The organism is Embleya sp. NPDC127516 (assembly GCF_044765325.1).
Lineage (GTDB): Bacteria > Actinomycetota > Actinomycetes > Streptomycetales > Streptomycetaceae > Embleya.
On sequence record NZ_JBIWJT010000001.1, the window covers coordinates 1 to 21091 of the forward strand.

A 21091-nucleotide genomic window follows, 5' to 3' on the forward strand; every position below is an offset into this window, starting at 1 on the left:
AGGCCCTGCTTTCATGCGCTCTCAGCGCCGAGACCACTCCAACGAGAACCCAAGTCCTATAACCCGACGCCAAGTTCGGTATGACAACGGCTTCTTAGTAGCGGCCAAGTTCCGCCGGTCGGCGGCGCCTGACAGGCCTGCGATGTCCAACGCTTCTTTTTCTCGGGCCTTTTGTCATGTACGAGGCTCAGCCGTTCGAGCGGTGCTGGGGAGTGGGTGTGAACGGGATGACCATCCGAATGCCTTGCTCAAGGACTACCCGGTTTGGCGCGCAGGACCGCGGCTTCGTAGGGCAGTCCGAAGCCGGACTCCACGTCTCCACCGTCGGATTCGACAGTGACCGCCCGTCGGAGTCGACGATTGAAGAGGAGTCCGAGTTCGGACCGGAGCAGACGAGGGGTCCGGCCCCGGACGGTCGTTGGGCGGACTCACCTAACCGAGACGCGCCTCGCTCTGTTCGATCTCCGTCCGATGACGCCCGTGCCCGCACTCACTGCCCCGGGGCGTCCGACGGCGTGGTCATCAAGCGCCGGGGACAGACTCTGGACTCGACACGGTGCGTAACCGGCCATCGCGTCCCCCGCGTTCTGTCCATGACGCCCTTCGTCTCGACTTGCGGAGAGCGCCGTGGGTGATGCCGGAAAACCCGCCCCGCAGCACCCACGTTTTGCCTTCACTACGCAGACCTCACCGGCGCTCCATGAGACCATGGAATTCGAGCAACTCGTCGAAGGCCAAGACGAATCGACGCCGCAGATCGAACGATCGCATCACGCCGGTCGGCCTCTCGATCTGTCGGGCGAGACTCGGGTCAACAACTCCGAGCCCTCCGTGAGGGTTGTGGTCCCCGAGGCTCCGCCGGTCGTGACGGCGCCGGTGGCGAGAGCTCTCCTGCGCCTACTCGTGTCGGTGCGGCATCAACGTCAGCAGGGGCGAAGTACCGGTGGCTCATCCACCGATGACGAGGAATCGTCGTGACGACTCTGTTTGCCTTCGCCGGGCGCGTATCCACCGAGGATCAACAAGACCCCGACGCATCCCGAAACTGGCAACTCGGCCGCGCCCAGGCCCTCATCGAGGCCACAGGCGGCCGGGTCGTAGCCGAGTACTTCGACGTCGGGGAATCACGGTCCCTGCCGTGGAAGCGCCGACCTCGCGCGGCAGCCCTTCTACGGGCGCTGAAGGACCCGGACCGCGGCTTCGACGCGGTCGTCATCGGCGAACCCCAACGCGCCTTCTACGGCAACCAGTACAGCCTCACACAACCCGTATTCGCGCACTACGGCGTTGTGGGTGCCCGAGGTCGGTGGCCCCATCGACCCCACGTCCGAGGCCCACGACATGATCATGTCGGTCTTCGGCGGGATGTCGAAAGGCGAACGCAGCCGCATCAAGATTCGCGTGCGCGCCGCGATGGCCGCCCAGGCACGCATCGAAGGCCGCTTCCTCGGCGGTCGCCCCCCGTACGGATACCGCCTCGTCGACGCCGGCCCACATCCCCACCCGGCCAAGGCCGCCGACGGGCGGCGCCTGCACCGCCTGGAGCCGGACCCGGACACCGAACCCGTCGTCGTGTGGATCTTCACCGAGTACCTCGCCGGCCGGGGGCTCTACGCCATCGCCGAGGAACTGACCCGTTCCCAGATCCCTTGCCCTTCGGCCCACGACCGAAAGCGCAACCCGCATCGCTCCGGCATCGCATGGTCCAAGGGCGCAGTCCGCGCGATCCTCACCAACCCCCGCTACACCGGCCACCAGGTGTGGAACCGGCAACGCAAGGACGAAGTACTGATCGACGTCGAGGACGTCGCTCTCGGCCACGAGACCCGTATGCGGTGGAACAACCCGGACGACTGGGTCTGGTCCACCGGCCTGGCACACGAGCCGATCATCGACGTCGAGACCTTCCGCCGAACGCAGGTTATCCTCTCGGGCCGCGGCAGCACCCGGAAGACGCGCGACCGTCACTCCACGCGCCACTGCTACCAACTCCGCCGGCGCCTGTCCTGCGGCATCTGCAGGCGACGCATGCAGGGCCAGCAGAGCAAGGGGCTCCTCTACTACCGGTGCCGCTTCCCCAAGGAGTACGCACTCGCCGGCCGGGTCCAACACCCGGACAACGTCTATGTCGCCGAGCGGGACCTCATCAAGCCGCTCGACGCCTGGCTCGCCGAAGTCTTCGCCCCCGAGCGCCTCGCCGACACCATCGAGCAGATGTACAGCGCACAGCCGACCCCGACCAATCCCTCGCAGCGAAGGAGGCAGCTCTGATGATCACCGACTGCGACCGAAAAATTACCCACTATCGCGCGGCCCTCGAAGCCGGCACCGACCCCCAGCTGATTGCGACCTGGACCGCAGAGGTTCAAGCCACCCGCGCCCAAGCCCTCGCTCGCACCCACAGCCTCACGGGCGGTCGACGCATGGAGAGGGAGGAGGTGGAAGCCCTCGTGCGTGAGATCGGGGACATTCCGGCCGCACTCGCCGAGGCGGAACCCCAGCTCAAGGCAGGCACCTACGACGCCCTGGAGCTGCAGCTCACGTACGACCCCGGAACGCAACAAGTGCGGGTCGAAGCAAGCTTCGACCCGCACAAGTTGGGGTTATGGTCTGTGTCCGAGGGGGGACTTGAACCCCCAAGCCCTTTCGGGCACTAGCACCTCAAGCTAGCGCGTCTGCCAATTCCGCCACCCGGACGAGTGGGCGCAGGGGTGGTGCCCTGCGTGCTTGGCAAGGATAGCAAGGTTCGGGAGGGCTTTGCGACACGGTTACCTGTTGGTTGGTTTGGCCGGCCCCGGTGGGCGTTTTGTGGGGATCAGGTGGTGGGTGTGGGTGGGGGCGTGGCGGGTGAACATTCCTGAGAGGAGTCGATCGGGAGGGGAATCCCATGCAGCTCGGCAGGCCGGTGGCGACGGGTGTGGTCGTGGAGCGGGTGACGCGGGAGGAGGAGCGGGAGCGGGACGTGGTGGCGTCCGAACCGAAGGAGGGTCGGGGGGCGGATGGGCGGGCCCCGGCGGTGCCTGCGGTGGAGGTGCCGCCGGTGGTCGCCGGGCGATGATCGGCCGGCGGCGGCTGCCCGAGGAGCGGGCGAGCGTCGCGCCCGTGGGGTACAAGGTCGCGGCGCTGTTGTTGTCGGTGGACGGTGATCGGGCGAGCTTCGCCGGCGTGTCGATCGGGCGCGGTCAGCCGTACGAGGTCGAGGCCGAGGCGCGCTGCGCGTACGGGCGACGGCATCGGCCGCCGGCGGCGCGCTGCGACTGCGGGTTCTATTGCCTGAATGCCGAATCGGACGCGCGCGAACTGATGTGCGTCACGGAGTATCGGCACGCCGCGCTGCTGCGGGTGGACGTGCTGGGCGGCTATATCCGCTTCGAGCGCGGCTTCCGGTACAGCCGGCAGCGGGTCACCTCGGTGTGGGTCGGGGCCTGCGGGTGCGGCAGTCCGGCCGAGTTGCTGGTCGACGCGGGTACGGGGGTGGTGGGCCGGCGCGGCCTGGTCGGCAGTTGTACCGGGTGTGCGTCCGGGCGAGCGGGGTTGTCGTTCGGGTCGTACGCCCGCCTCGCCGGGGTACCGGTGGCCGCCGACGCCAGTCCGTACGTGCGCGGCGAGTACGAGATCGTGCCGCAACTGGTCGCCGAGGTCACCCTGCTCCAGGCCCGGCTCGACCGCTGTCAGGAGCAACTCGGTCGGCTGCTCGGATCGGATCCGTGAAGGAGCCGCCGCGAATGAGTCCGGTGGGGCCGTGGGGCCGTGAGGCCGGTTGGTCCGATGAGGCGGGCGGGCGCTGCACACTGCGTGAGAGCCGTACGTCGTGGGGCTCCTGTGAGGCGTGAGCACCCTCTGGGCCCTGTGGGTCCCATGGTTCCCGTGCATCCGGTCGGTCCTGTCCGTCCCGTGGGTCCTGTCCGTCCTGTGAGCCCCGCCCGACCCGTGGGCCCCATGCATCCCGTGGGTTCCATGAGTCCGGCGAGCCCGGCCCCCAGCGAACCCGGCGAACCCGGCGAACCCGGGATGAGTTCCCGCCCATGAGCGCCCGCGAGGACGCACCGGGCCCGCGTGCGCTGCTGGTGGGCTGGGGGCTGTTCCTCGGCGCGGTCGTGCTGGTCATGGTGGACTGCACCGTCGTACTCGCCGGCTACTGGAACGCCACCGGCGACTGTCTGGAGCGATGGGGTTGCCGCGAACCGGCGGTCGGCCCGGCCGACGGTTCGCTGCTCGCCTTCGGGACGAGCCTGCTCGCGCTCTTCCTGGTCGCGGTCTCGACGGCGTTGCCGAGAGCGGGGCTGCGCGGCGTACGGCGATGGCTCGGCCTGGTCACCGTGGCGGGCCAACTGATCGGCGTCGCGACGGTGGTCGACGCCACGGGGTGATCGGGAAGGATCTCCCGGGTCCACCTGTTCTCGCTCGTGTGAGCGAGATGGTGAGCGTGACGACGACAGGGACCGGGACGTCGACCACGGCCGCGAGCACCGGTCCGCCCCGCACACGCCCCGAAGCCGGACGCGACCCGCGGACCACCGAAGGCATCGAGCCGGGAGGCGCCCGCCGGCCCGGGACAACTTCCGACTCCCCCGCCCACGAAGGCGTCCTCGACGTCGTGGTCATCGGCGCCGGGCAGGCCGGGCTGTCCGCCGCCTACCATCTGCGCCGCTCCGGACTGTCGTTCGTCGTACTCGACGCCGACGAGGGCCCGGGTGGAGCCTGGCGGCACCGGTGGCCCACGCTGCGGATGGAAGCCGTACACGGGATCCACGAGCTTCCCGGCCTGCCGGTACCGCAGATCGAGCCGGCCCGGCCCGCCTTCGAGGCACTGCCCGAATACTTCGCGACCTACGAGCGCACCTTCGACCTGCACATCGTGCGCCCCGTAGCCGTGACGGCGGTGCGGTCGACGCCTGCCCCGGACGCGACGCCCGGCCCCGGCACGGCGTCCCGCCCGACTCCCACCCCCGGCACGCCTCCCCTCGACAACGGCCCGCACGCCACCGACTCGCACGCCGCACACTCGCCCAACGCAATCACCACGACGCAACCCCGCGCCTCCGCCGACCTGTTGACCATCGAGACCGACCGGGGCACCTGGACCGCCCGAGCCCTGGTCAATGCGACCGGGACGTGGCGCCACCCGTTCATCCCGTACTACCCGGGCGCCGGCGAGTTCCGCGGTCGGCAGTTGCACATGGCGGACTATCGCGGGCCGGCCGAGTTCGCCGGACGGCATGTGGTCGTGGTCGGTGGCGGTACGTCCGCCATCCACGCGCTCGCCGAGATCGCCGAGGTCGGCACCACCACGTGGGTGACCCGTCGGCCGCCGGTGTTCCGCGACGGGGAGTTCAGTGCCGAGGTCGGTCGGTCCGTGGTCGCCCGGGTGGAGGAGCGTGTTCGTGCGGGGCTGCCGCCGGAGAGTGTGGTGGCGGTGACGGGGCTGCCGCCGACGGCCGCGGTGCGCGCCGCGCGAGAGCACGGAGTGCTGACGCGACTGCCGATCTTCGATCGGATCACCGCTCTCGGAGTGGAATGGGCCGACGGCTCGTCGGTGCGCGCCGACGCCATCGTGTGGGCGACCGGATTCCGCGCTTCACTGCGGCATTTGGCGCCGCTGGACCTGCGCGAGCCCGGCGGCGGCATCAGGATGGACGGTACGCACACCGCGCGCGACCCGCGCATCCACCTTGTGGGGTACGGTCCTTCGGCAAGCACGATCGGTGCCAACCGGGCCGGCCGCGCCGCCGTGCACGATCTGAAAGCACTGCTCTCCACCGAGAGCACCGCTCACATCGCGGCCTGACCCCCGAGCCCGTCCGCGAGAGCCTCGTGCACGCAGCACCACGACACGGCCCGCACACGCATCACCGCACGTGCCCGCACAAGCATCACCGCACGTGTCGAAGCGCCCGTCGACGTCACTCTCCGCACACGCAAAGGATCTTGCGCCGGCGACGCCGATGCGGCATAACAATGATCACGCAACGGGTGGGAGACCAGGTGCCGCAGGATGTGCTGTTCTCGATTCCGTTCGAGGCCCCGATCAGTCCGTACCTGGACCAAGCCCGGAGCCGCCACCTCGACTGGGTCCGCGACCGCGGCCTGATCCGCACCGACGCGGGTCTGCGCGAATACACCTCGTGGGACCTGCCGGAAGCCGTCGGCCGCACCTACCCGCACGCGTCGCCCGACGACCAGTTCATGTTGATGAACTGGTTCGCGCTCGCCTTCCTGTTCGACGACGACTGCGACGCCGACCCGGACGCCGACGCCCGCACCAGGGCCCGGTCCGGCACCGACAGCACCCCTCTCGGCAGCCCCGCCGCCCGCCCGCGGTCCCCCGAACGCTCGGACCGCGTCGCCGAGATCGCCCGCGAACTGATCACCATCCCGTTCCGCGAACCCGGCACCCCGCCCGACCTGGTCTCCCCGATCACCCTGGCCTGGTCCGAGGTCTGGGCCTCGATGTCCGACGGCACCTCGGTGACCTGGCAGAACCGGTTCGCGGCAAGCTGGGCCCGATTCCTCGCCTCGCACGCGTCCGAGCTGCGGATGAGCGCCTCCCGGGCGGTACCCGATCTGGACAGCTATCGCGTGATGCGCCGCAACACCGCCGGCATACCGCACTCGCTCGACGCGATAGAACGCAGCCGCAGGTTCGAGGTGCCCGCCCAGATCCAGGCCCACCCGCTCATGCGCAGGCTGCGCGAGGCCGCGACCGACACGATCGCCTACATCAACGACATCCAGTCACCGGGCCGCCGCGGCCGCCGGGTCGCGTCGCACAACCTGGTCATGGTCCTGCGCGACCGGCTGGACTGCTCACACGACGTCGCCCTGCGCGAGGCGACCAGGATGACGTACGAGCAGCTCGACACGTTCATGACGCTCCAGGCGTACATGCCGCAGATCTGCGGCGAACTCGGTCTGGGCACGACCGAACGCATCGCCGTCGAGATGAGCGTCGAGGGGATGCGCAACTGGATCCGCGGCTACTACGACTGGGGCCTGCGATCCGCCCCCTACACCGTGCCCGACGTCGTCCCGGACGAACCCGCGCACGGCTACGCCGACGACCCGCACAACCCGGCCGCCACCCATCTGCGCACGCGGACGGCCTGACTGCGCGTCGGAAGTACCACACACAGATGGCCACTTCGCGACGCGGTCGACCAACCCCCGCGTCCGCGGCGCCTACTGCGGCGGCCCCGGATCCGCGTGCGCCGCCCGCGCCATCCACCCCTGCGTCTCGATCGAGATGACGTTCTCGCACCGCTCCACGAACCGCGCCTCCTCGGCCGGATCCAGCGGCATCCGCGCCACCCGATCGTCGCGCAACCGGCGTAACTGCTCGGCGGTCCGGGCGAACGAGATGAGGTTCTCTTGGTACCGAACGCCGTATCCGTACAACATCACCGACGCCGAGACCGTCGTAACCACCGGCACCCATGCCCCGAGCCGACCGCCACCCACCGTGCCCGCCACCGCCGCGAGCGCCATGCCGGTGAGCGCCAACACGAACTCGGCGAACTGGATCCGGGCCAACCCCCGCCGCATCCGCGACACCTGCGTCCGGTAGTAGCCGTCCGCCTGGACGTCGATCCGCTCGCGCACATAGCCGTCCACATCGTGCACGGCCGGCGGCGCCGGCTGTTCCGCCGGAGCCAACACCGGTAGCAGGCCGAGCAGTTCGCCCGCCTCGTCCTCGAAAGAGGCACGCCGTGCGGACAATCGCGCCCGACGCTCGGCCACCGCGCCCGCGTACGGATCACTCACCGTCAGGTAGAGGTAGACCTCGCTCTTGAGCCCCTCGCTGACCGAACGCAGCCGCGTCCAGGCCTCGATCCGGGCCGGTGGCAGCCGCAGCGAAGTCACCAGCGGAACCAGTCCCACACACAGCGCGCCGATCAGCGACAGCACCTTGCCCGGATCACCGGACACCTGCGTACTCGCCGTGACCGATACCGCGCCGGCAACCCCCAACATCAGCCGGACCAGCCGCCATCGCTGCACCGACGCCTTGGCCGCCGACGCGGCGAGCGACCAGCGACGCTGCGCGTGCCAGGTCTGTTCGAGCACCGGATCCGTACCGACGGTCACGCGGGCCTCCTGGGCGGATCGGGTCGTTCCGGAAGTCCGGCCAGATGCATCGCCCGGCCGTGCGTACGCCTCAACTCCCCTTCACCGGAAGGTGTCAACGGCGCCAGTTCGATCGCCTCCACCGGTCCGCACGCGCCGACCCGGTCGGTGAGGAACAACAACAGCAGGCACGGGAAGGCCACCCGCAGCTCACGCACCAACGCCGCGTCCGGCAGGTGCCGGATGACCACCACGATCGGTCCGGTCTCCAGTGCGTGCGCCTCGATCACCTCACGGAACCCGACCTCGCCCTCCAACTCCGGGTCGTCGTAGCCGTCGTAGTCCAGGTACCCCGCCACCGCGTCCCGGATCGCGGCGACCAGACCCGCCGCCATCCGGGCGCCGGCCGGCACCGTGACCTCCACATGCGGCCACGGACGCGGATGTCCGCTGGCCCGCAGCAGGTACGCCCGCAGGGTCCCGTCGCGCGTCGCGGTGAGCACGGCGACCCGCCCGTCCTCGCGCCCGCGCAACTCGCCCAGTTGCGCGGCGGCCAGCGTGGGCACCCGCGCGTACACCACACTGAGGTCGGCCACCGTGCCCGCCGGCTCCGACCGCAGCACCGGCAGCACCTCGCCCAGCGCCCGCACCAGCGGGTCGGGTTCGCGCCGGGGCGCAGGAGCGCGCTCGGTCAACAACGCCTCGCTGAGCCGTTCACGGAGCACTTCGCGGTCGAGTCGCTCACGCACCCCCAGCACCTCCGCGGCGGCCCGAAGCGGTCCCTCGTACGCCTCGCCCAGCGCGGAGGTCACCGCGTTGCGCGTGGGCGAGGAGCGGTCCAGGTGCCAAAGCCGGATCTGCGCCAGATCCGCACACAGCTTGGCGGGCAGCCGACCGCCGGCGATCTCGTCGTCGGCCCAGTCGCACATGTCCACCTCGCCGAGATGGATCGCCTTGAGCGCGCTCGCGGCGAGATCGACGCGGCGCACGTCCGGCAACTTCAGCGCGATGAAGCGATATCGGGCGTCGACCCGCCGCCTGCCGTCCGCGATGCCGGCCTCGTAGCCGACGTTCGCCGACTCCAGCGCGTGCCGGGACAGCAGCAGCACGGTGGCCTGACTGCCGTGCAGTTCCAGCGCGATCTCCTGCTGCCATCCGTCGCCGCTGCGCAGGAAGTCCTTGTCGTACACGGCTTCGAAGCCCTCGGCGCTCAACCGTTCGACCAACGCGTCGCGCGCTTCCAGGCATCGACAACAGACCTGTCCCGGCTTCGCCCGCGTGCTGTGGCTGACGAAGATCCGCGGACGAGGTGTCGGGGCGGCACCCGGCCGGTCGAAGGCGTGATGGGCCGTCACGAGCGGCTCGCGTAGAGCTCGTTGGACGTCAGCAGCCGGAACCAGCGGTATTCGTGGGCGGCGAGGGTGACCATCGCCGGCGACCTGTCGCCGAGCGTGCGCGTCGGTTGCGGCCCCGAGAGGTCCAGCAGGTCCACGAGCCTGCCGGGCGGCAGACTGGGCGTGGTCAGCGCGACGGTGCCTCGCCGTGTACCGAGGTTCGCCACGCAGACCACGATGTCGTCCTCGTAGCGCCGCGACAGCACAACCACGTCCGAGTCGCCGGAGCCCAGTCGGGTCGCGGTGCCCCTGGCAAGTGCCCGCTCCCGTCCGCGCACCCGCAGCAGCGCCGCGACGGCGTCGCCCGGACCGACGGGCAGCCCGGCCACGGCCCGAAGTCCCGGTAGCGCGAGCGCGACCGAGGCCATCGCCCCCGCACGTGTCGGTTCCCTCCCGATCCCGGTCGACAGCGACAGGGTCCAATCCGGTACGGCGCCCGCGAACGGTTGCCCGGTCTCCATGAGCGCCAGCGCCTGCGGCACCGATCGAGTGCCCTGGGCGAGCACGAGATGGCAACACTCGTCACCCGCACGCGGCGCCGACTCGCCGACCGCGCCGCGATCGAGCACGAGCACCCGCCCCGGATGCTCGTCCACCAACCGCCGCAGCGCCCGCAGGAATTCCACCGTCGGGTCGCCCCGGCCGGTCGAGGTGTCGCCGCCGGAAACCGGACGCGACGGCAACACCCGTACGCCTGCGGCGCCCGCCGCCAGCAACTCGGCGCAGTAGCGCAACAATCGGGGTCCGCGGCCGCTCCGGACCGCGTCCGAACCGGGCGCGACCTGCACGTCGACCAGCATCCTGATGCCCGCCGCCCCGGCCGCGCGCAGGATCTCCCCGGCGGCCACCGAGCCGGAACGCCCGGGGGTCGATTCCCGTATCGGCACGGGTAGGCATACGCAGCCGATGCCCGAGCGCACGACGGACTCCAGGTCTGCGGCACGCACGGGCATCGTGGCGACCAGGGTGTCCAGCAGCCAACCCGTTTCCGGGTCCGCGTTCCGGGCCGGCGTGAGCAGCACGGTCCGGCCGTCCTCGGCCCGCAGTTCGACCGGGCCGCCTCGGCCGACCACGGTGAACTCCCGCGGACTCGCCGCCGAGATGCTCACCGCCGGGAACGGCAGCGGCACTTCGCGCATCCGACCCGACATCGTCGTACCGTCCCATCTCAGCAACCGGCCCGCCCGGTCCACGGCCGCGGTCCCGGCTCCGCCGCGGCTGATCGCGACGGACACGATGTCCGTGCTCAGGCCGCCGCCCCGGACGACATGGGTCGTGTCGGGGGTCGGCATCAGCACGAGTTGCGGGCCGGTCTGCGCGAAGAGCAGCGGACGGCCGCCGTGCGCGCTGGTGATCGCGGTCACCGGCAGCACGTCGGCGCGTGCCTCGGACCGGATCGCACCGCCTCCCGCGAGGTCGACGAACTCCGGTTCCACACCACCACGCACGATCACCAGCTCCGACGACTCGGCCCCGACCCAGATCCGCAGACCCACTTCGGCCGACCGGGACAGGTACGTCGGCGGATCCATCGGTGCGTCCGGCCGGACCATACACACGCCATGCTCGTTGGCCACGACCACCCACCGCGTCGGCGACAAGCGGTCGGGCGTGGCGACGACCGCGTCACGGATCTCCCCCAGGCCGCCGATGGACACCGTCTCGGCCCCTTCGGTCCGCACGACGAGCAACCGATCCTCGGCCACCAGCAGAACCGTCCCGGTCCGGTCATCTACCCGCAGCAGGCGCGGAGTTCCCTGGAGCGGTACGGTCCGGCGCAGCTTTCCCTGCCACAGCAGCAATTCCGTCCCCTCACCCGCCGAACGCAGCGCCGCTCGGAGCCGGCCGTCCGCCGACGCGTCCGTGGCCCCGAAGACCGTCTCCGTGTTCATGAGGCGGCGGCCCGTCAGCGGGTCCCGATCGGTGGACTTCACGGCGAGTTCGGCGAACACCGCGACCGGCACCCGAACCGACTCGTCGGTTCCCAGCTCCACCACGTGGCCCTGGGTCGTAGCCTCCCCCGGTCCCGCCAACTCGACCCGTACCCGTTCCCCGTCCGGGACTTCCAGCACCCGCGACCCCGGTGCCGGCGGGCGGCTGAGAGTCAGGCCGGCATCGTCCAGCCGCACCCCGAGTTCCGCGCGGCCCCGCACCGGCATCCGGGTCGCGGCCGCCCGTGCCGCCGCGACCCGGGCCGTTCCGTGCCGATCGACCACCCAGCCCGGCGGATCGACCGCCAGCCGGGCCGCCGCCGAGATCAGCAGCGTGCGGGCCGGTGCGGCGTCCTCGAGCACCCGGGGCAGCCTGGGCAGGAAGTGCACGAGCCAACGGGAGAGATCGTCGGCCGACGCGCCGTCGGGAGCACCGGCCGAGATCCCGGCGGCAAAGCCCGCCAGTTCGGCCTCTGTGTCCACCCACCGCTCACCGGCGTCGGCCAGCGCGAGTCGCGTGTAGCGCCGGACCAACTCCGGTGCCTCGCGCTGCATGTCCTCGGTCAGGGAGAGCACCGCCTTCCACTGCCGCCGGTCCCGCGACAAATCGTGCCGCAACCCGGCCGCGATCAGCGGATCGAGCACCACGGCCCGCGCGTCGGCGGACTCGATCAGCGGCGAGAACCAGAGGTCCGCCTCCAGCCCCGCCGCACTGTCCGGGACGAATGTCAGGCGCGCCCGCCGAACGAACGCCGGCGCGGCGTGCGGGGCCAGGCACAGGGCCCGGGCCAGCGTGTACAACGGCGGATCAGTCTCGGCCAGCCACCGCAGATAGCGCAACTCCGCCGATCCGTCGGGTTCGACGCCGTCCGGCGGGCTGTCGAGGTCCGGCGGGGCATCCTCGTCCGGCCGCGCGTCGCGGGCGGGTGCCGGGCGCGCGTCGAAGGGCTCGCGTGGACCTGTCATCGCCGCACCCCCTCCCCCGCCCGCCGAGTCTCCCGCCGCGCCGCGCGAATCGAGGTCCGCCGATCCAGCGGCACCATCGCCACGCGCCGGCGCAGCGCCCACGGATGCGCCCGCGCCTCGTACGGCGTCAGGCACACCACCGGACATCCGGCACGGCGTACCGCGTCGATCCAATCCCGCCACTCGGTCGAACCGGCCGCGGCGGCGGCACTGAACGGCAGCCTGCGCAGCCCCAGATCCGACACCAGCACCACAGGCGTACCCGCCGCCGGCGCCCGGTAGGCCACCGGCACACGGCGCCCGACCGCACGCACGCCGCGCCACGGGGTTCCCTGAAAGCGCAGCACCTCGACCCGGTCCCGCCCGACCACCGCATCCGCGAGTTGGCGCAACCACCGCTGGTCGAACCGGAACGGCCGCATGGACTCGCCCCCATCCAACAGGAGTTGTATGCCCAGCCGGGTGGTCGGCCGCGCTCGGAAGGGCAGCGTTCGGACCAGCCCGCGATCGGCCACCCCGCGCACCAGCGCACGTTCGTCCAATACGCGGCCGATCACGTCGGTCGACGTCGCCGCGAACATCACCCCCGGCGCCCAGCGCTCCGGCCACACCGGCTCGGGCGCGCCATCGCGCGAACCGGAGTCCAGCAACCGTTGTACGTCGACCCCATCCGATTCGGCCGCCACGACCAGGCCGGAACCCGGGCTCGGTTCACGCAGCACCAGCAACGAGCAGCCCCCGTCTGCCTCCCGCAGCGGCGGCAAGGGCGCGCTCACGACGGCAGGCGACTCGTCCCGCGTCCCGCCCGGCTCGTCGGGGTCCGCCGCCGGCGGAGTCCGGGCCGAAGTGCCCTCCGGCTGGCCCGAGTCGGCCGCCGTGGACAAGCCCAGCACCCGGGCGATCTCCATCGCCGTATCGACCTCGGTGACCTCCAGCGCGACGATCGCCCGGACCAGGTCGCCGAGATGGACCTGTCCCCGTCCGGCGCTCACCCGCGTGGCCTCGCGCTCCCTCGTCCCTTGCTCAGTGCGACCTCCACGACCAGGTCCCAGGTGCGGCTGCCCGCGGTGACGCCCAGTTCGTGGCACGCGCGCAGCGTGTCGAGGAACTCGGCCGTGCTCGGCCCCGGAGCCGACTCGGATTCGTTGGCGATCTTCAGCAGATGGTCGGCGACCTGCTCGGCCATGGATTCGTCGTAGGCGGCCCCGAGATGACCGCTCGCCACCTTCAACAGATGTGTGCGATCCGGGGCTTCGAGGGAGAGCAGGATGCAGCGGCGCACGAAGGGCGCGGGCAACTCCCGTTCGTTGTTGCTGGTGATCACCACCAGCGGCTCGGCCCCCGGGCGCGCGCGCACCTCCTCGCCGTCCGGGCCGGTGAAGCGCAGCGTGTCGAGCGGTACCAGCAGGCTGTTCGGCAGGTCCGGATCGGCCTTGTCGATCTCGTCGATCAGCACCACGGACAGCGGAGCGGGACCGGTGTGCCGGCCGTACACCGGCCCGTCCTCCGGCGCCTGCGCGGCCCGACCGGACATGGTGCGATATGGATCGAATGCCTTCCACAACACGCCCTGCGCGCAGTACGCGCCGATGGTCGGCGCGACCTCGCGGACCTGCGCGTCGTTGAGCCGACGGAGCGCGTCGAACCGCCACAGCAGGTCCTCGGGTTCGGTGCGCGCGGTGATCACCTCGGTGTGGCAGACCCGCCCCAGGTGACGCGCGACGTTCGGCGCGAGCGTGGACTTGCCCGACCCCGGAGGCCCGAAGACCAGCAACGGCCGCCGAGTCGCCAGCGCCACGTTGACCGCCAGCACGATGCGCTCGTCGTCGAACACGTACACGCCGTCGTCCGACGTCGTACCGCCGGCTCCGAACTCCGGTGCGGACGCGAGAGGAGGCTGCCGGAACGGGTCGAACGCCATGGTTTTGGACACGTCCCCAGTGTGCCGCCCGACCGGCTGCCTCGGTACGGATTCCGGCACAAGCGGGTGCGACCCGATCGCGGTTGGCTCCCGGTTCGATCCGGATTCGACCCCGATCCGGCCCGATCCGTCCCGGCGCGCCGGTCGATCCGGTGCGGGGACGGCGTGGGGAGTCCACCCGGATGGCACTGCGGCGGCGTCCGAGTCCCGTGGGCCCGGTGCCGAGTCCGTCGTCTGTCTGACAGGATCCGATGCCGTGCGGATATCTCCGATTCATCTCGACGCGGACACCGCCGGCGTGCTGCGTCGCGACCGACTCGTGATCGCGGGCGCGTTCGTGCTCACCGCCGGCGCGTTGTCGTGGCGGGTGGGCATCCAGGCGGTGCTGCCCGCCTTTCTGGCCTTCGTGTTGCTCGCCTCGGCACTCGTGGTGTGCGACGCCAGGCTGATGCGGCTCCCCGATCCGCTGACCCTGCCCGGCTATCCCGTGCTCGCCGCGCTGTTGCTCGCCCCGCTCGACGGGGACGCCTACCTGCGCGCGCTGTTCGCGATGGCCGCGGCGTACGCCCTGCACCTCGTGCTCGCGCTCTGCGGTCTGGGCATCGGCCTCGGCGACGCCAAGGCGGCCGGCCTGGTCGGCCTGGTGCTCGGCTGGCTGTCCTGGGCCGCGCTCGTCCAGGGGCTGGTCCTGGCGTACGTCTGCGTGGGCCTGTACGCGATCGCCCTCGCCGCGACCCGGCGCGCGGGTCGGGGCAGCGTAGTCCCGTTCGGCCCGTTCCTGCTCGGCGCGGCAGTACTGGTGATGCTGATTCGCGGGGCGTGACCGGGCCCGGGCACCAGGCCCGCCCGGTGCCCGATCCGGCGGGGGGGGGGGGGGGGGGGGGGGGGGGCGCCCCCCCCCGGGGGGGGGGGCCAAAACAGCCCCCGCCCCCCCCCCGGGGGGGGGGGCCGGGGCGCGGGGGGGGGGGGTTGTTGTTGTTTGGGTTCTCCCCGGGGGGCGCCGGGGCGGGGCCCCCCGGCCGCCCCGGGGCCCCGCGGGGGGGGGGGGGGGGGGGGGCCCCCCCCCCCCCCCCGCCGCCGGGTCAGTCGTCCAACAGGTCCCGCAGCAACTCCACGGTGAGCGGCTCCGGTTCCGCGCCCAGGCCGGCCAGCAATCCGTCCAACCGGTCGACGTAGTAGTCCAACTCGGCACGATCGCCGGTTATGTGCGTCGCCCGGAACATCGTGCGGTAGAGCATCTGCGACTCCGGGCACACCACCAGGCCGACCGAGCAGGCCCGCTTGGCGGCCTGCGGGTCGTGGTTGTCCAGGTGGTAGTCCGCCAGTCGGGCAGCCACGTCCACGATCTCGGCGATCATCTGCTGACGGAACGGCTCGGCCCAGACGTAGCGGCGCGGGCCCACCCCGTCGAACGGCGCGTCGCGCACTATGTCCAGCGCCCTCGCGTAGTCCATCGCCACCTCGTGGTTCCCGTACAGGCCGGGCGCCACCAACTCACGGAAGCGGAACCAGTCGCACGCGAAGCCCGGCCCGAAGGCATAGCCCCCGCCGCCGACCGCCGCCGGCAGGTGGCTCGTACCGTCCTGTCCGATGCCCACCCAGCGGCGCAGTTGGCTGATCGCCGAGTTGCGCGCGGTGGCGGTGACCCCCAGCGGCCACACGGCGGCGTCGAGTTCGGTCAGCGGACGGCCCGGGTGCAGCGCGATCCACGCGCCGAGTTCGGTGAGCCGTGCGCGTCGGCCGTGCTCGACCTCCTCGCCCACACCGATCAGATCGACCTGACCCAGGATCCGAATCTCCGGGTAGGTCGGCGCGAAGCCCTCCGAGGCCAGGCCCGGCGCGACCGGCGCCTCCGCCGGGAGCGCGGCGACCGGCGGCGCGACGTCCCACGTCGAACCCACCTCCGGGGCGTCCACCACGGCGGCCTCCGCCTCCGGCGCGACCACCAGGAACATCCCGGAGTCCTCGGCGGTCAGCCCCTCCTGGACGGTCGGGCCCTCCTGAACGGCCAGGCCCTCCTGGACCTGGCCCGGCGCACCCCAGTACTCGGCCGACGGCATCTCGACGCCGCCCGCGGGGGCATCCACCGTCGGGGGCACCGCGCGTGTCTGCTCGGCCGGCGCCGGAGCGGTCCGTCCGCGCTCGCCGCCCTGCATCAGGTCGACCTCGTCGTCCGGGCCCAGGACCTGGACCCCGGGGCCGGTGAGCACGTCGGCCCGAACGCCGCCGTGTCCGTTGGCGGCATGGGCCGGGTAGGCCGCGAAGGCGCCCTCCGGGGCCTCCTCGACATCCCACGGCACGGCTTGTTCTCCAGTGCTGGTCCGAGCCTCGATCGGCACTGCTGTTCCCTCGTCCGGGGCCTCTGCGGCCGCCACCGAGTCGGCCGGTGGTCCGGCATCCCCGGCGGATGCGTAGGGGTGATCCTCGGGATCGTCCACCCCTTCGAGTCCTATTTCGTCGTGTCCGGTGTCCTCGGGCGTCCGCTCGTCGACCAACGGATCGTGCGCATCGCGGTGTTCCGAAAACACAGGCGCTCCGAAAACCGGTTCGCCGAGTGTCGCGTCCGCCGGGTCCGCCGCCTCGGACACCGGAGTCCCGAGCGCGGCCACCTCGAATTCCATCGTCCCCGAAGCCGATTCCTGCCGGTCCGGCATGGCGTCGACGGCCTCCTGGGCGTTCGGTTCGGCGTACACCGACCCGGTACGGACCGACCCCTCGACGGCCGGCTCCTCGAAGGATGGCGCCACGGGCGCTTCGCCGCCATATGGCGGATGCGCGTACGGCGGTTCCACATAGGGCGGTTCGGCATATGACTGATCCGCGTACCCGGGCTCCGAGTCGGTCGATTCCCCGGCGCGCACGTCGGCCGCCGCCTTTGCTTCCTGCGCGGATTGCGGGTACGCCGCCGGCTCTGCCGGGTCGGTGCCGTCCGGACCGACCACCGGCGGCTGGAACAACTCCGGTTCGTAGGGGCGCTCGACCTCGTCGGGGGACTGCGCGTCGTACTCGTGCGGGTCCTCGGGCAGCCAGGGCAACGGCAGCGAACCGGTGTCCTCGGTCGATCCGAGCCGTCGTTCGATCCGCTCCGGAGGTGCCAACGGCCCACCGGGCAGCGGATATACGGCCGTGCCCCAGGATCCGGGACCCGAGCCCGCACCCGAGCCCGAACCGGCCCGCCCATCCCGACCCGACCCGCCCGTGGGTCGTCCGGGTGCGGCGAACGCCCGCTCGTCCGGCTCCGGATCGGTGGGATCCGGCTGGTAGTAGCCGGGTACCGGATCGGCCCCGGCATCGGCCTCGGTCGCGACGCCGCCGCCCACCCGGGCCGGCCGCTCCATGCCGCCGACCGCGGACCACGCGGCCGTGGACATGCTGCCGCCGACGGACGCGGCCCCCGCGTGTGCCGGTTCCGGCTCGCGTGCGGGACGCCGAACCGGGATCAACGGCTCTTCGGCGGGCACGCCGTCCAGATCCTTGGAGACGGTGAACATGCTCACCAGGGCCTGGTATTGCGGGTCTTCGAGCCGCTGCACGTGTACGTCCGTGTTGATCCGACTCGGCGTCACCACACCGGGGATCGTGGGCAGCCGGGTCACACCGAGCCCACTGAGCCAGGGCTCGGCGTGGATCGGCGCGATGATCGCGGCGGCCGCGCGCGGATAGGTGTTGGTCAACCGCTGGATGTGCGGGACGTGCGCCTCGGTCAGCGGCTCCAGGGACAGCACGATCTCCGGCGGCCAAGTGTCGGGCAGGATGCCCTTGGTACGGGCCTGGCGCGGCGAGGTGAGTTTGGCGTCGTCGAGCAGGCCGACCACCTCGTCGGACCAGGTCGCCAGGCGGCCCAGCGCCTCGTCCAGCGAGTAGGCGTAGCGCAGTTGTTGCCGACCCTCACGCTCCACGTCACGCAGTTCGCGACCGAAGCCGACCACGGTCACGCACAGGTCGTCGCTCCACACGTTGGAGAGCAGTTCGACCGCCAGCGCGCGCAGCACCGCGAGGTTGTCCTCGCCCGAGCCATCGGTCAGTCCGACCACGCCGAGCGATTCGAGGTCCACCAGCAGTTGCCTGCCGTCGTCGGTTTCGCCGAGCACGGCGAGCGCGGGGTAGGGCGCCGGGACGTTGGCCGCCGCGCTGCTGTGCAGCAACTCGGCGTCCGCCGGGCAGGTCCAGTGCATGTGGTCGCCGTGTACCGCCTCGAACGGATACAGCGGCGGTGACGGCGCGGCCAGGTGCAGTTCGAGTTGACGGTCGGTCAGCTGCACCGAGTCGATCAACGGCAGGGTGCGTCCGGTGTCCGACATCCGCGCGCACAACGTGCGGAGCGTGCGGTCGAACAGGTCGAGCGCGTCCGGGGTTTCGGTGGCGCGCAGTTGTTGTTCGAGGTCGGCGGCCTCCGGCGCCGGCATCGCGATCCGCCGGCCGTCCCGACGCACCGACTGCTGTAGTCGACGGCGCACCAGCAACGCGCCCAGCACCGCCGCGGCGCCCACCGCGCCCAACGCGATGGCGCCGACCGGCAGCGAACGCTCGTCTCCACCCGGGCTTGGCGCCTCGGCACGGCTCCCGGTGGGATTGGTGTTCTCCGCGTTCTGCTTCGGCGTCGGCGCCTGGCTCGGCTTGGCGGGAGCGCTCGGCACCATGATCGGGTCCTGCTTGGCGATCTGCGGCGGGGTTTCGACGAACGGCTTCTGCTGCTGTTGCGGGTGTTGTTGCTGTTGTGGCGCCTGCTGTTGCGGAGCTTGTTGTTGCGGAGCTTGCTGTTGCTGCGGCGCCTGCTGCTGAGGTGGTGCCTGCTGCGGCGGTTGTTGCTGTGGAGGCTGTTGCTGTGGAGGCTGTTGCTGGGGTGCCTGCGGCTGCTGGGCCTCGGTGCCTCCACCACCCGGGATGGACAGCGTCCAGCCGGGCTCGATCGCGTTCGGGTCGGTCAGGGCCGAACCGGTCGGCTGCGGCTTGTCCTTGTTCGCGGCGAAGATCTCGGGATAGCGGTCGCCGTCGCCCAGCAGTTCCTCGGCGATGTCCGACAACGTGTCGCCCGGCTTGACCGTGACCGTCTGCGGCAGCGCCTTCCGGTCGTCGCGCCGGTCCCCGGGTCCGTTGTCCGGCGCGTGCGCGGACTTGACCTCGGCGGGCGGCGCCGCGTTCGCGGGCAGCGTCAGCACCCAGCCCTCCTCGACATAGTCCGCCGAGTCGAACTTCTGCCCGTTGGCCATCACCTTGCCGTCGTTGAGCTTGGCGATCTCCGTCCAGCGTTTGCCGTCGCCCAGCCGCTCCTCGGCGATCGTCCACAACGAGTCGCCGCGCTGCACGGTGTGCGTGGGTCCGGCGCTCGTCCCGGGATCCTGTACCCGGACCGGGATCTCCTGCTCGACAGTGCGGCTCGGCGCGCTCGCGACACGCTCCGACGGATGCGGAGCCGCCTGTGCCTCGCCGGCCGCCAACGCGGTACCGGTGGGCAGCAGCAACATGATGCCGCCGATCAGCGCGCCGGCCGCCTTCTGGCTCCAGCCCAGACCGCGAATCCGCGGCGCGGACAACCCCCGTACCTGCGCCGGGATTTCCACCACGACGGAAATCGCGAAGCACAACCACGCGATCCACGCGATGATCGCGAGCGCGGCGATGAAGCCGCTCCCGTCGTCGGGCTCGGTGAGGATCTTGGTGACCTCGTCCAGTCCCGGCAGGCGGTGCGGCAACAACGTCGTGGTGGCCACGACGAGCAGCGCGGGCAGGCCGACCAGCAACGCGAGCAGGACGACGAGGCTGAGCAGGCCGCGTGCGAAGTCGAAGAGGAAGCGGCCGAGTCCACGGCGTCGGCCGCGGTCGTCGCGGCTGCGAGCGTGCGCCCGGGTACCGGGACCGGAGCCGGGACGAGGGCCTTGGGTAACGGTCACGGTGCGTCCTCCGGGGCTTGGATCCCATGGACGAGCCCGGCACGGGCATGGCCTCTAACGGTGACGGTGGAGACGCCGAAGAAGGCGGCCACCTTGGTCTTGTAGTGGAGCGTCACCCAGACGTCGACGTTGCGGCCGTCGGGTGTCACGGTGACGATGGCACCGGGATCGATGGACGCGAGGTAGTTGCGCGCCTCGCGCTTGGCGTCCTCGCTCGGCACCACGATCGCGGTGCCCGGAATGGCCTTGGTGGGGTCGATTGCCTGCCCTGCGGCGCGGGCGGCCTCCTGCGCGAACGCGTCGGCCCTGGAATCCGTACGCAGCTTGCCGCCGCCGTCCAGGACCAGCCCGACAAGCAGGATGATCACGGCCATCATGATCGCGAGCATGATGGCCAACGAGCCCCGGTCCCGGGGGCCGCCGGTGACGCCCTCGGCGTACGCGTGAACACGCCGGCGGGTCGTCACTTCGTCCTCTCCCGGTAGGTGTCGATCACCGAGGTGAAGCTGCCCCGCATCGTCTTCGACCCGGGGATGCCGGGGAACGCGATGTCGGACAGCGACACGTTGCAGGTGACGGTGACGGTGACGGTCGCCGCCGTACCGACCGCGGCGCTGAAGCCGTCGACGTTCACGTCGACCGTGCGCCGACTCCTGGGGCAGCCGACCCCCTCCTGCCGCAGCGATCTCTCCACGGCCTCCTCCGCCAGACCCTTCGCGTCACTTCCGTCGCGCGAGATCGACGCCTCCCGCGCGCCCGCCTTCGCCGCCGCGTCCACCCCGTTGCCGGCCACCGAGATCCGCCCGAAGGCGATGACCAGACACAGGAACGCGATCAACACCGGCGCAAGTACCGCTGCCTCCAGGGCGAACGACCCCTCGTCCGCCCGCAGGCTCCCCCTGTACACCCTCGCCCCCCGGATCC

16 protein-coding genes and 1 tRNA gene are annotated in these 21091 nt (G+C 71.5%); 8 read left to right on the forward strand and 9 right to left on the reverse strand.

Translation table 11 applies throughout. The annotated features are described in order from the left end of the window. Positions 1 to 708: 708 nt before the first annotated feature. On the forward strand, positions 709 to 978 hold the full coding sequence (locus ACIRL2_RS00005) for a hypothetical protein (protein WP_402228971.1): 270 nt from the start codon (positions 709 to 711) through the stop codon (positions 976 to 978). A gap of 315 nt (positions 979 to 1293) precedes the next feature. Then, positions 1294 to 2271, forward strand: coding sequence for a recombinase family protein (locus ACIRL2_RS00010; RefSeq protein ID WP_402228974.1), 978 nt, complete (start codon positions 1294 to 1296; stop codon positions 2269 to 2271). A 342-nt stretch (positions 2272 to 2613) separates the two neighbouring features. On the opposite strand, the gene ACIRL2_RS00015 is transcribed toward ACIRL2_RS00010, so the two are convergent. Next, positions 2614 to 2697, reverse strand: a tRNA-Leu gene (locus ACIRL2_RS00015). Positions 2698 to 2887: 190 nt separating this feature from the next. On the opposite strand from ACIRL2_RS00015, the gene ACIRL2_RS00020 reads away from it, so the two are divergent. From ACIRL2_RS00020 to ACIRL2_RS00040, 5 genes are all read left to right on the forward strand, one after another. Then, complete coding sequence (locus ACIRL2_RS00020) at positions 2888 to 3058, forward strand: hypothetical protein (RefSeq protein WP_395859580.1); 171 nt, start codon at positions 2888 to 2890, stop codon at positions 3056 to 3058. Then, positions 3055 to 3711 (forward strand): hypothetical protein, encoded by a 657-nt coding sequence (locus ACIRL2_RS00025; protein WP_402228977.1) that lies wholly within the window; start codon positions 3055 to 3057, stop codon positions 3709 to 3711. The genes ACIRL2_RS00020 and ACIRL2_RS00025 overlap by 4 nt, the downstream gene beginning before the upstream one ends. A 314-nt stretch (positions 3712 to 4025) precedes the next feature. Then, entirely contained in the window at positions 4026 to 4370 is a 345-nt protein-coding gene (locus ACIRL2_RS00030; protein ID WP_395859582.1) for a hypothetical protein, read from the forward strand. A 56-nt stretch (positions 4371 to 4426) separates the two neighbouring features. Beyond that, positions 4427 to 5788 carry an FAD-dependent oxidoreductase gene (locus tag ACIRL2_RS00035; RefSeq protein WP_402228980.1) on the forward strand — a complete coding sequence of 454 codons (1362 nt, stop codon included), beginning with the start codon at positions 4427 to 4429 and terminating at the stop codon, positions 5786 to 5788. A gap of 185 nt (positions 5789 to 5973) precedes the next feature. Continuing rightward, a complete protein-coding gene (locus ACIRL2_RS00040) occupies positions 5974 to 7107 on the forward strand; it encodes a terpene cyclase (protein WP_402228983.1) in 1134 nt (377 codons plus the stop codon). Positions 7108 to 7179: 72 nt separating this feature from the next. On the opposite strand, the gene ACIRL2_RS00045 is transcribed toward ACIRL2_RS00040, so the two are convergent. From ACIRL2_RS00045 to ACIRL2_RS00065, 5 genes are read right to left on the reverse strand one after another with little or no spacing between them, the layout of a single operon-like run. Next, complete coding sequence (locus ACIRL2_RS00045; RefSeq protein ID WP_402228986.1) at positions 7180 to 8085, reverse strand: DUF4231 domain-containing protein; 906 nt, start codon at positions 8083 to 8085, stop codon at positions 7180 to 7182. Further along, complete coding sequence (locus ACIRL2_RS00050; RefSeq protein ID WP_402228988.1) at positions 8082 to 9419, reverse strand: toll/interleukin-1 receptor domain-containing protein; 1338 nt, start codon at positions 9417 to 9419, stop codon at positions 8082 to 8084. Before ACIRL2_RS00050 ends, ACIRL2_RS00045 begins: the two co-directional genes overlap by 4 nt. Next, on the reverse strand, positions 9416 to 12355 hold the full coding sequence (locus ACIRL2_RS00055; RefSeq protein ID WP_402228991.1) for a hypothetical protein: 2940 nt from the start codon (positions 12353 to 12355) through the stop codon (positions 9416 to 9418). The genes ACIRL2_RS00050 and ACIRL2_RS00055 overlap by 4 nt, the downstream gene beginning before the upstream one ends. Continuing rightward, positions 12352 to 13347, reverse strand: coding sequence for a hypothetical protein (locus ACIRL2_RS00060; protein WP_402228993.1), 996 nt, complete (start codon positions 13345 to 13347; stop codon positions 12352 to 12354). The genes ACIRL2_RS00055 and ACIRL2_RS00060 overlap by 4 nt, the downstream gene beginning before the upstream one ends. Then, the gene (locus ACIRL2_RS00065; protein ID WP_402228995.1) at positions 13344 to 14288 is read right to left on the reverse strand and encodes an AAA family ATPase; all 945 of its coding nucleotides are present in this window, start codon (positions 14286 to 14288) and stop codon (positions 13344 to 13346) included. The genes ACIRL2_RS00060 and ACIRL2_RS00065 overlap by 4 nt, the downstream gene beginning before the upstream one ends. Before the next feature lie 244 nt (positions 14289 to 14532). Here ACIRL2_RS00065 and ACIRL2_RS00070 point away from each other — a divergent pair, with 244 nt between their 5' ends. Then, positions 14533 to 15099 (forward strand): prepilin peptidase, encoded by a 567-nt coding sequence (locus tag ACIRL2_RS00070; RefSeq protein WP_402228997.1) that lies wholly within the window; start codon positions 14533 to 14535, stop codon positions 15097 to 15099. A 259-nt stretch (positions 15100 to 15358) separates the two neighbouring features. Here the strand turns inward: ACIRL2_RS00070 and ACIRL2_RS00075 are convergent, their stop codons facing one another. From ACIRL2_RS00075 to ACIRL2_RS00085, 3 genes are read right to left on the reverse strand one after another with little or no spacing between them, the layout of a single operon-like run. Beyond that, positions 15359 to 20167, reverse strand: coding sequence for a LysM peptidoglycan-binding domain-containing protein (locus tag ACIRL2_RS00075; protein WP_402229000.1), 4809 nt, complete (start codon positions 20165 to 20167; stop codon positions 15359 to 15361). After that, the gene (locus tag ACIRL2_RS00080; RefSeq protein ID WP_402229002.1) at positions 20164 to 20634 is read right to left on the reverse strand and encodes a pilus assembly protein TadG-related protein; all 471 of its coding nucleotides are present in this window, start codon (positions 20632 to 20634) and stop codon (positions 20164 to 20166) included. Before ACIRL2_RS00080 ends, ACIRL2_RS00075 begins: the two co-directional genes overlap by 4 nt. Beyond that, positions 20631 to 21074 carry a TadE family protein gene (locus tag ACIRL2_RS00085; RefSeq protein ID WP_395859594.1) on the reverse strand — a complete coding sequence of 148 codons (444 nt, stop codon included), beginning with the start codon at positions 21072 to 21074 and terminating at the stop codon, positions 20631 to 20633. Before ACIRL2_RS00085 ends, ACIRL2_RS00080 begins: the two co-directional genes overlap by 4 nt. Positions 21075 to 21091 lie beyond the last annotated feature (17 nt).

Bases quoted from the DNA above. Each gene is read 5' to 3' on its own strand.
- ACIRL2_RS00020 (WP_395859580.1), top strand. From the start codon at position 2,888: ATGCAGCTCGGCAGGCCGGTGGCGACGGGTGTGGTCGTGGAGCGGGTG.
- ACIRL2_RS00055 (WP_402228991.1), bottom strand. From the start codon at position 12,355: ATGACAGGTCCACGCGAGCCCTTCGACGCGCGCCCGGCACCCGCCCGC.
- ACIRL2_RS00030 (WP_395859582.1), top strand. From the start codon at position 4,026: ATGAGCGCCCGCGAGGACGCACCGGGCCCGCGTGCGCTGCTGGTGGGC.
- ACIRL2_RS00025 (WP_402228977.1), top strand. From the start codon at position 3,055: ATGATCGGCCGGCGGCGGCTGCCCGAGGAGCGGGCGAGCGTCGCGCCC.
- ACIRL2_RS00005 (WP_402228971.1), top strand. From the start codon at position 709: ATGGAATTCGAGCAACTCGTCGAAGGCCAAGACGAATCGACGCCGCAG.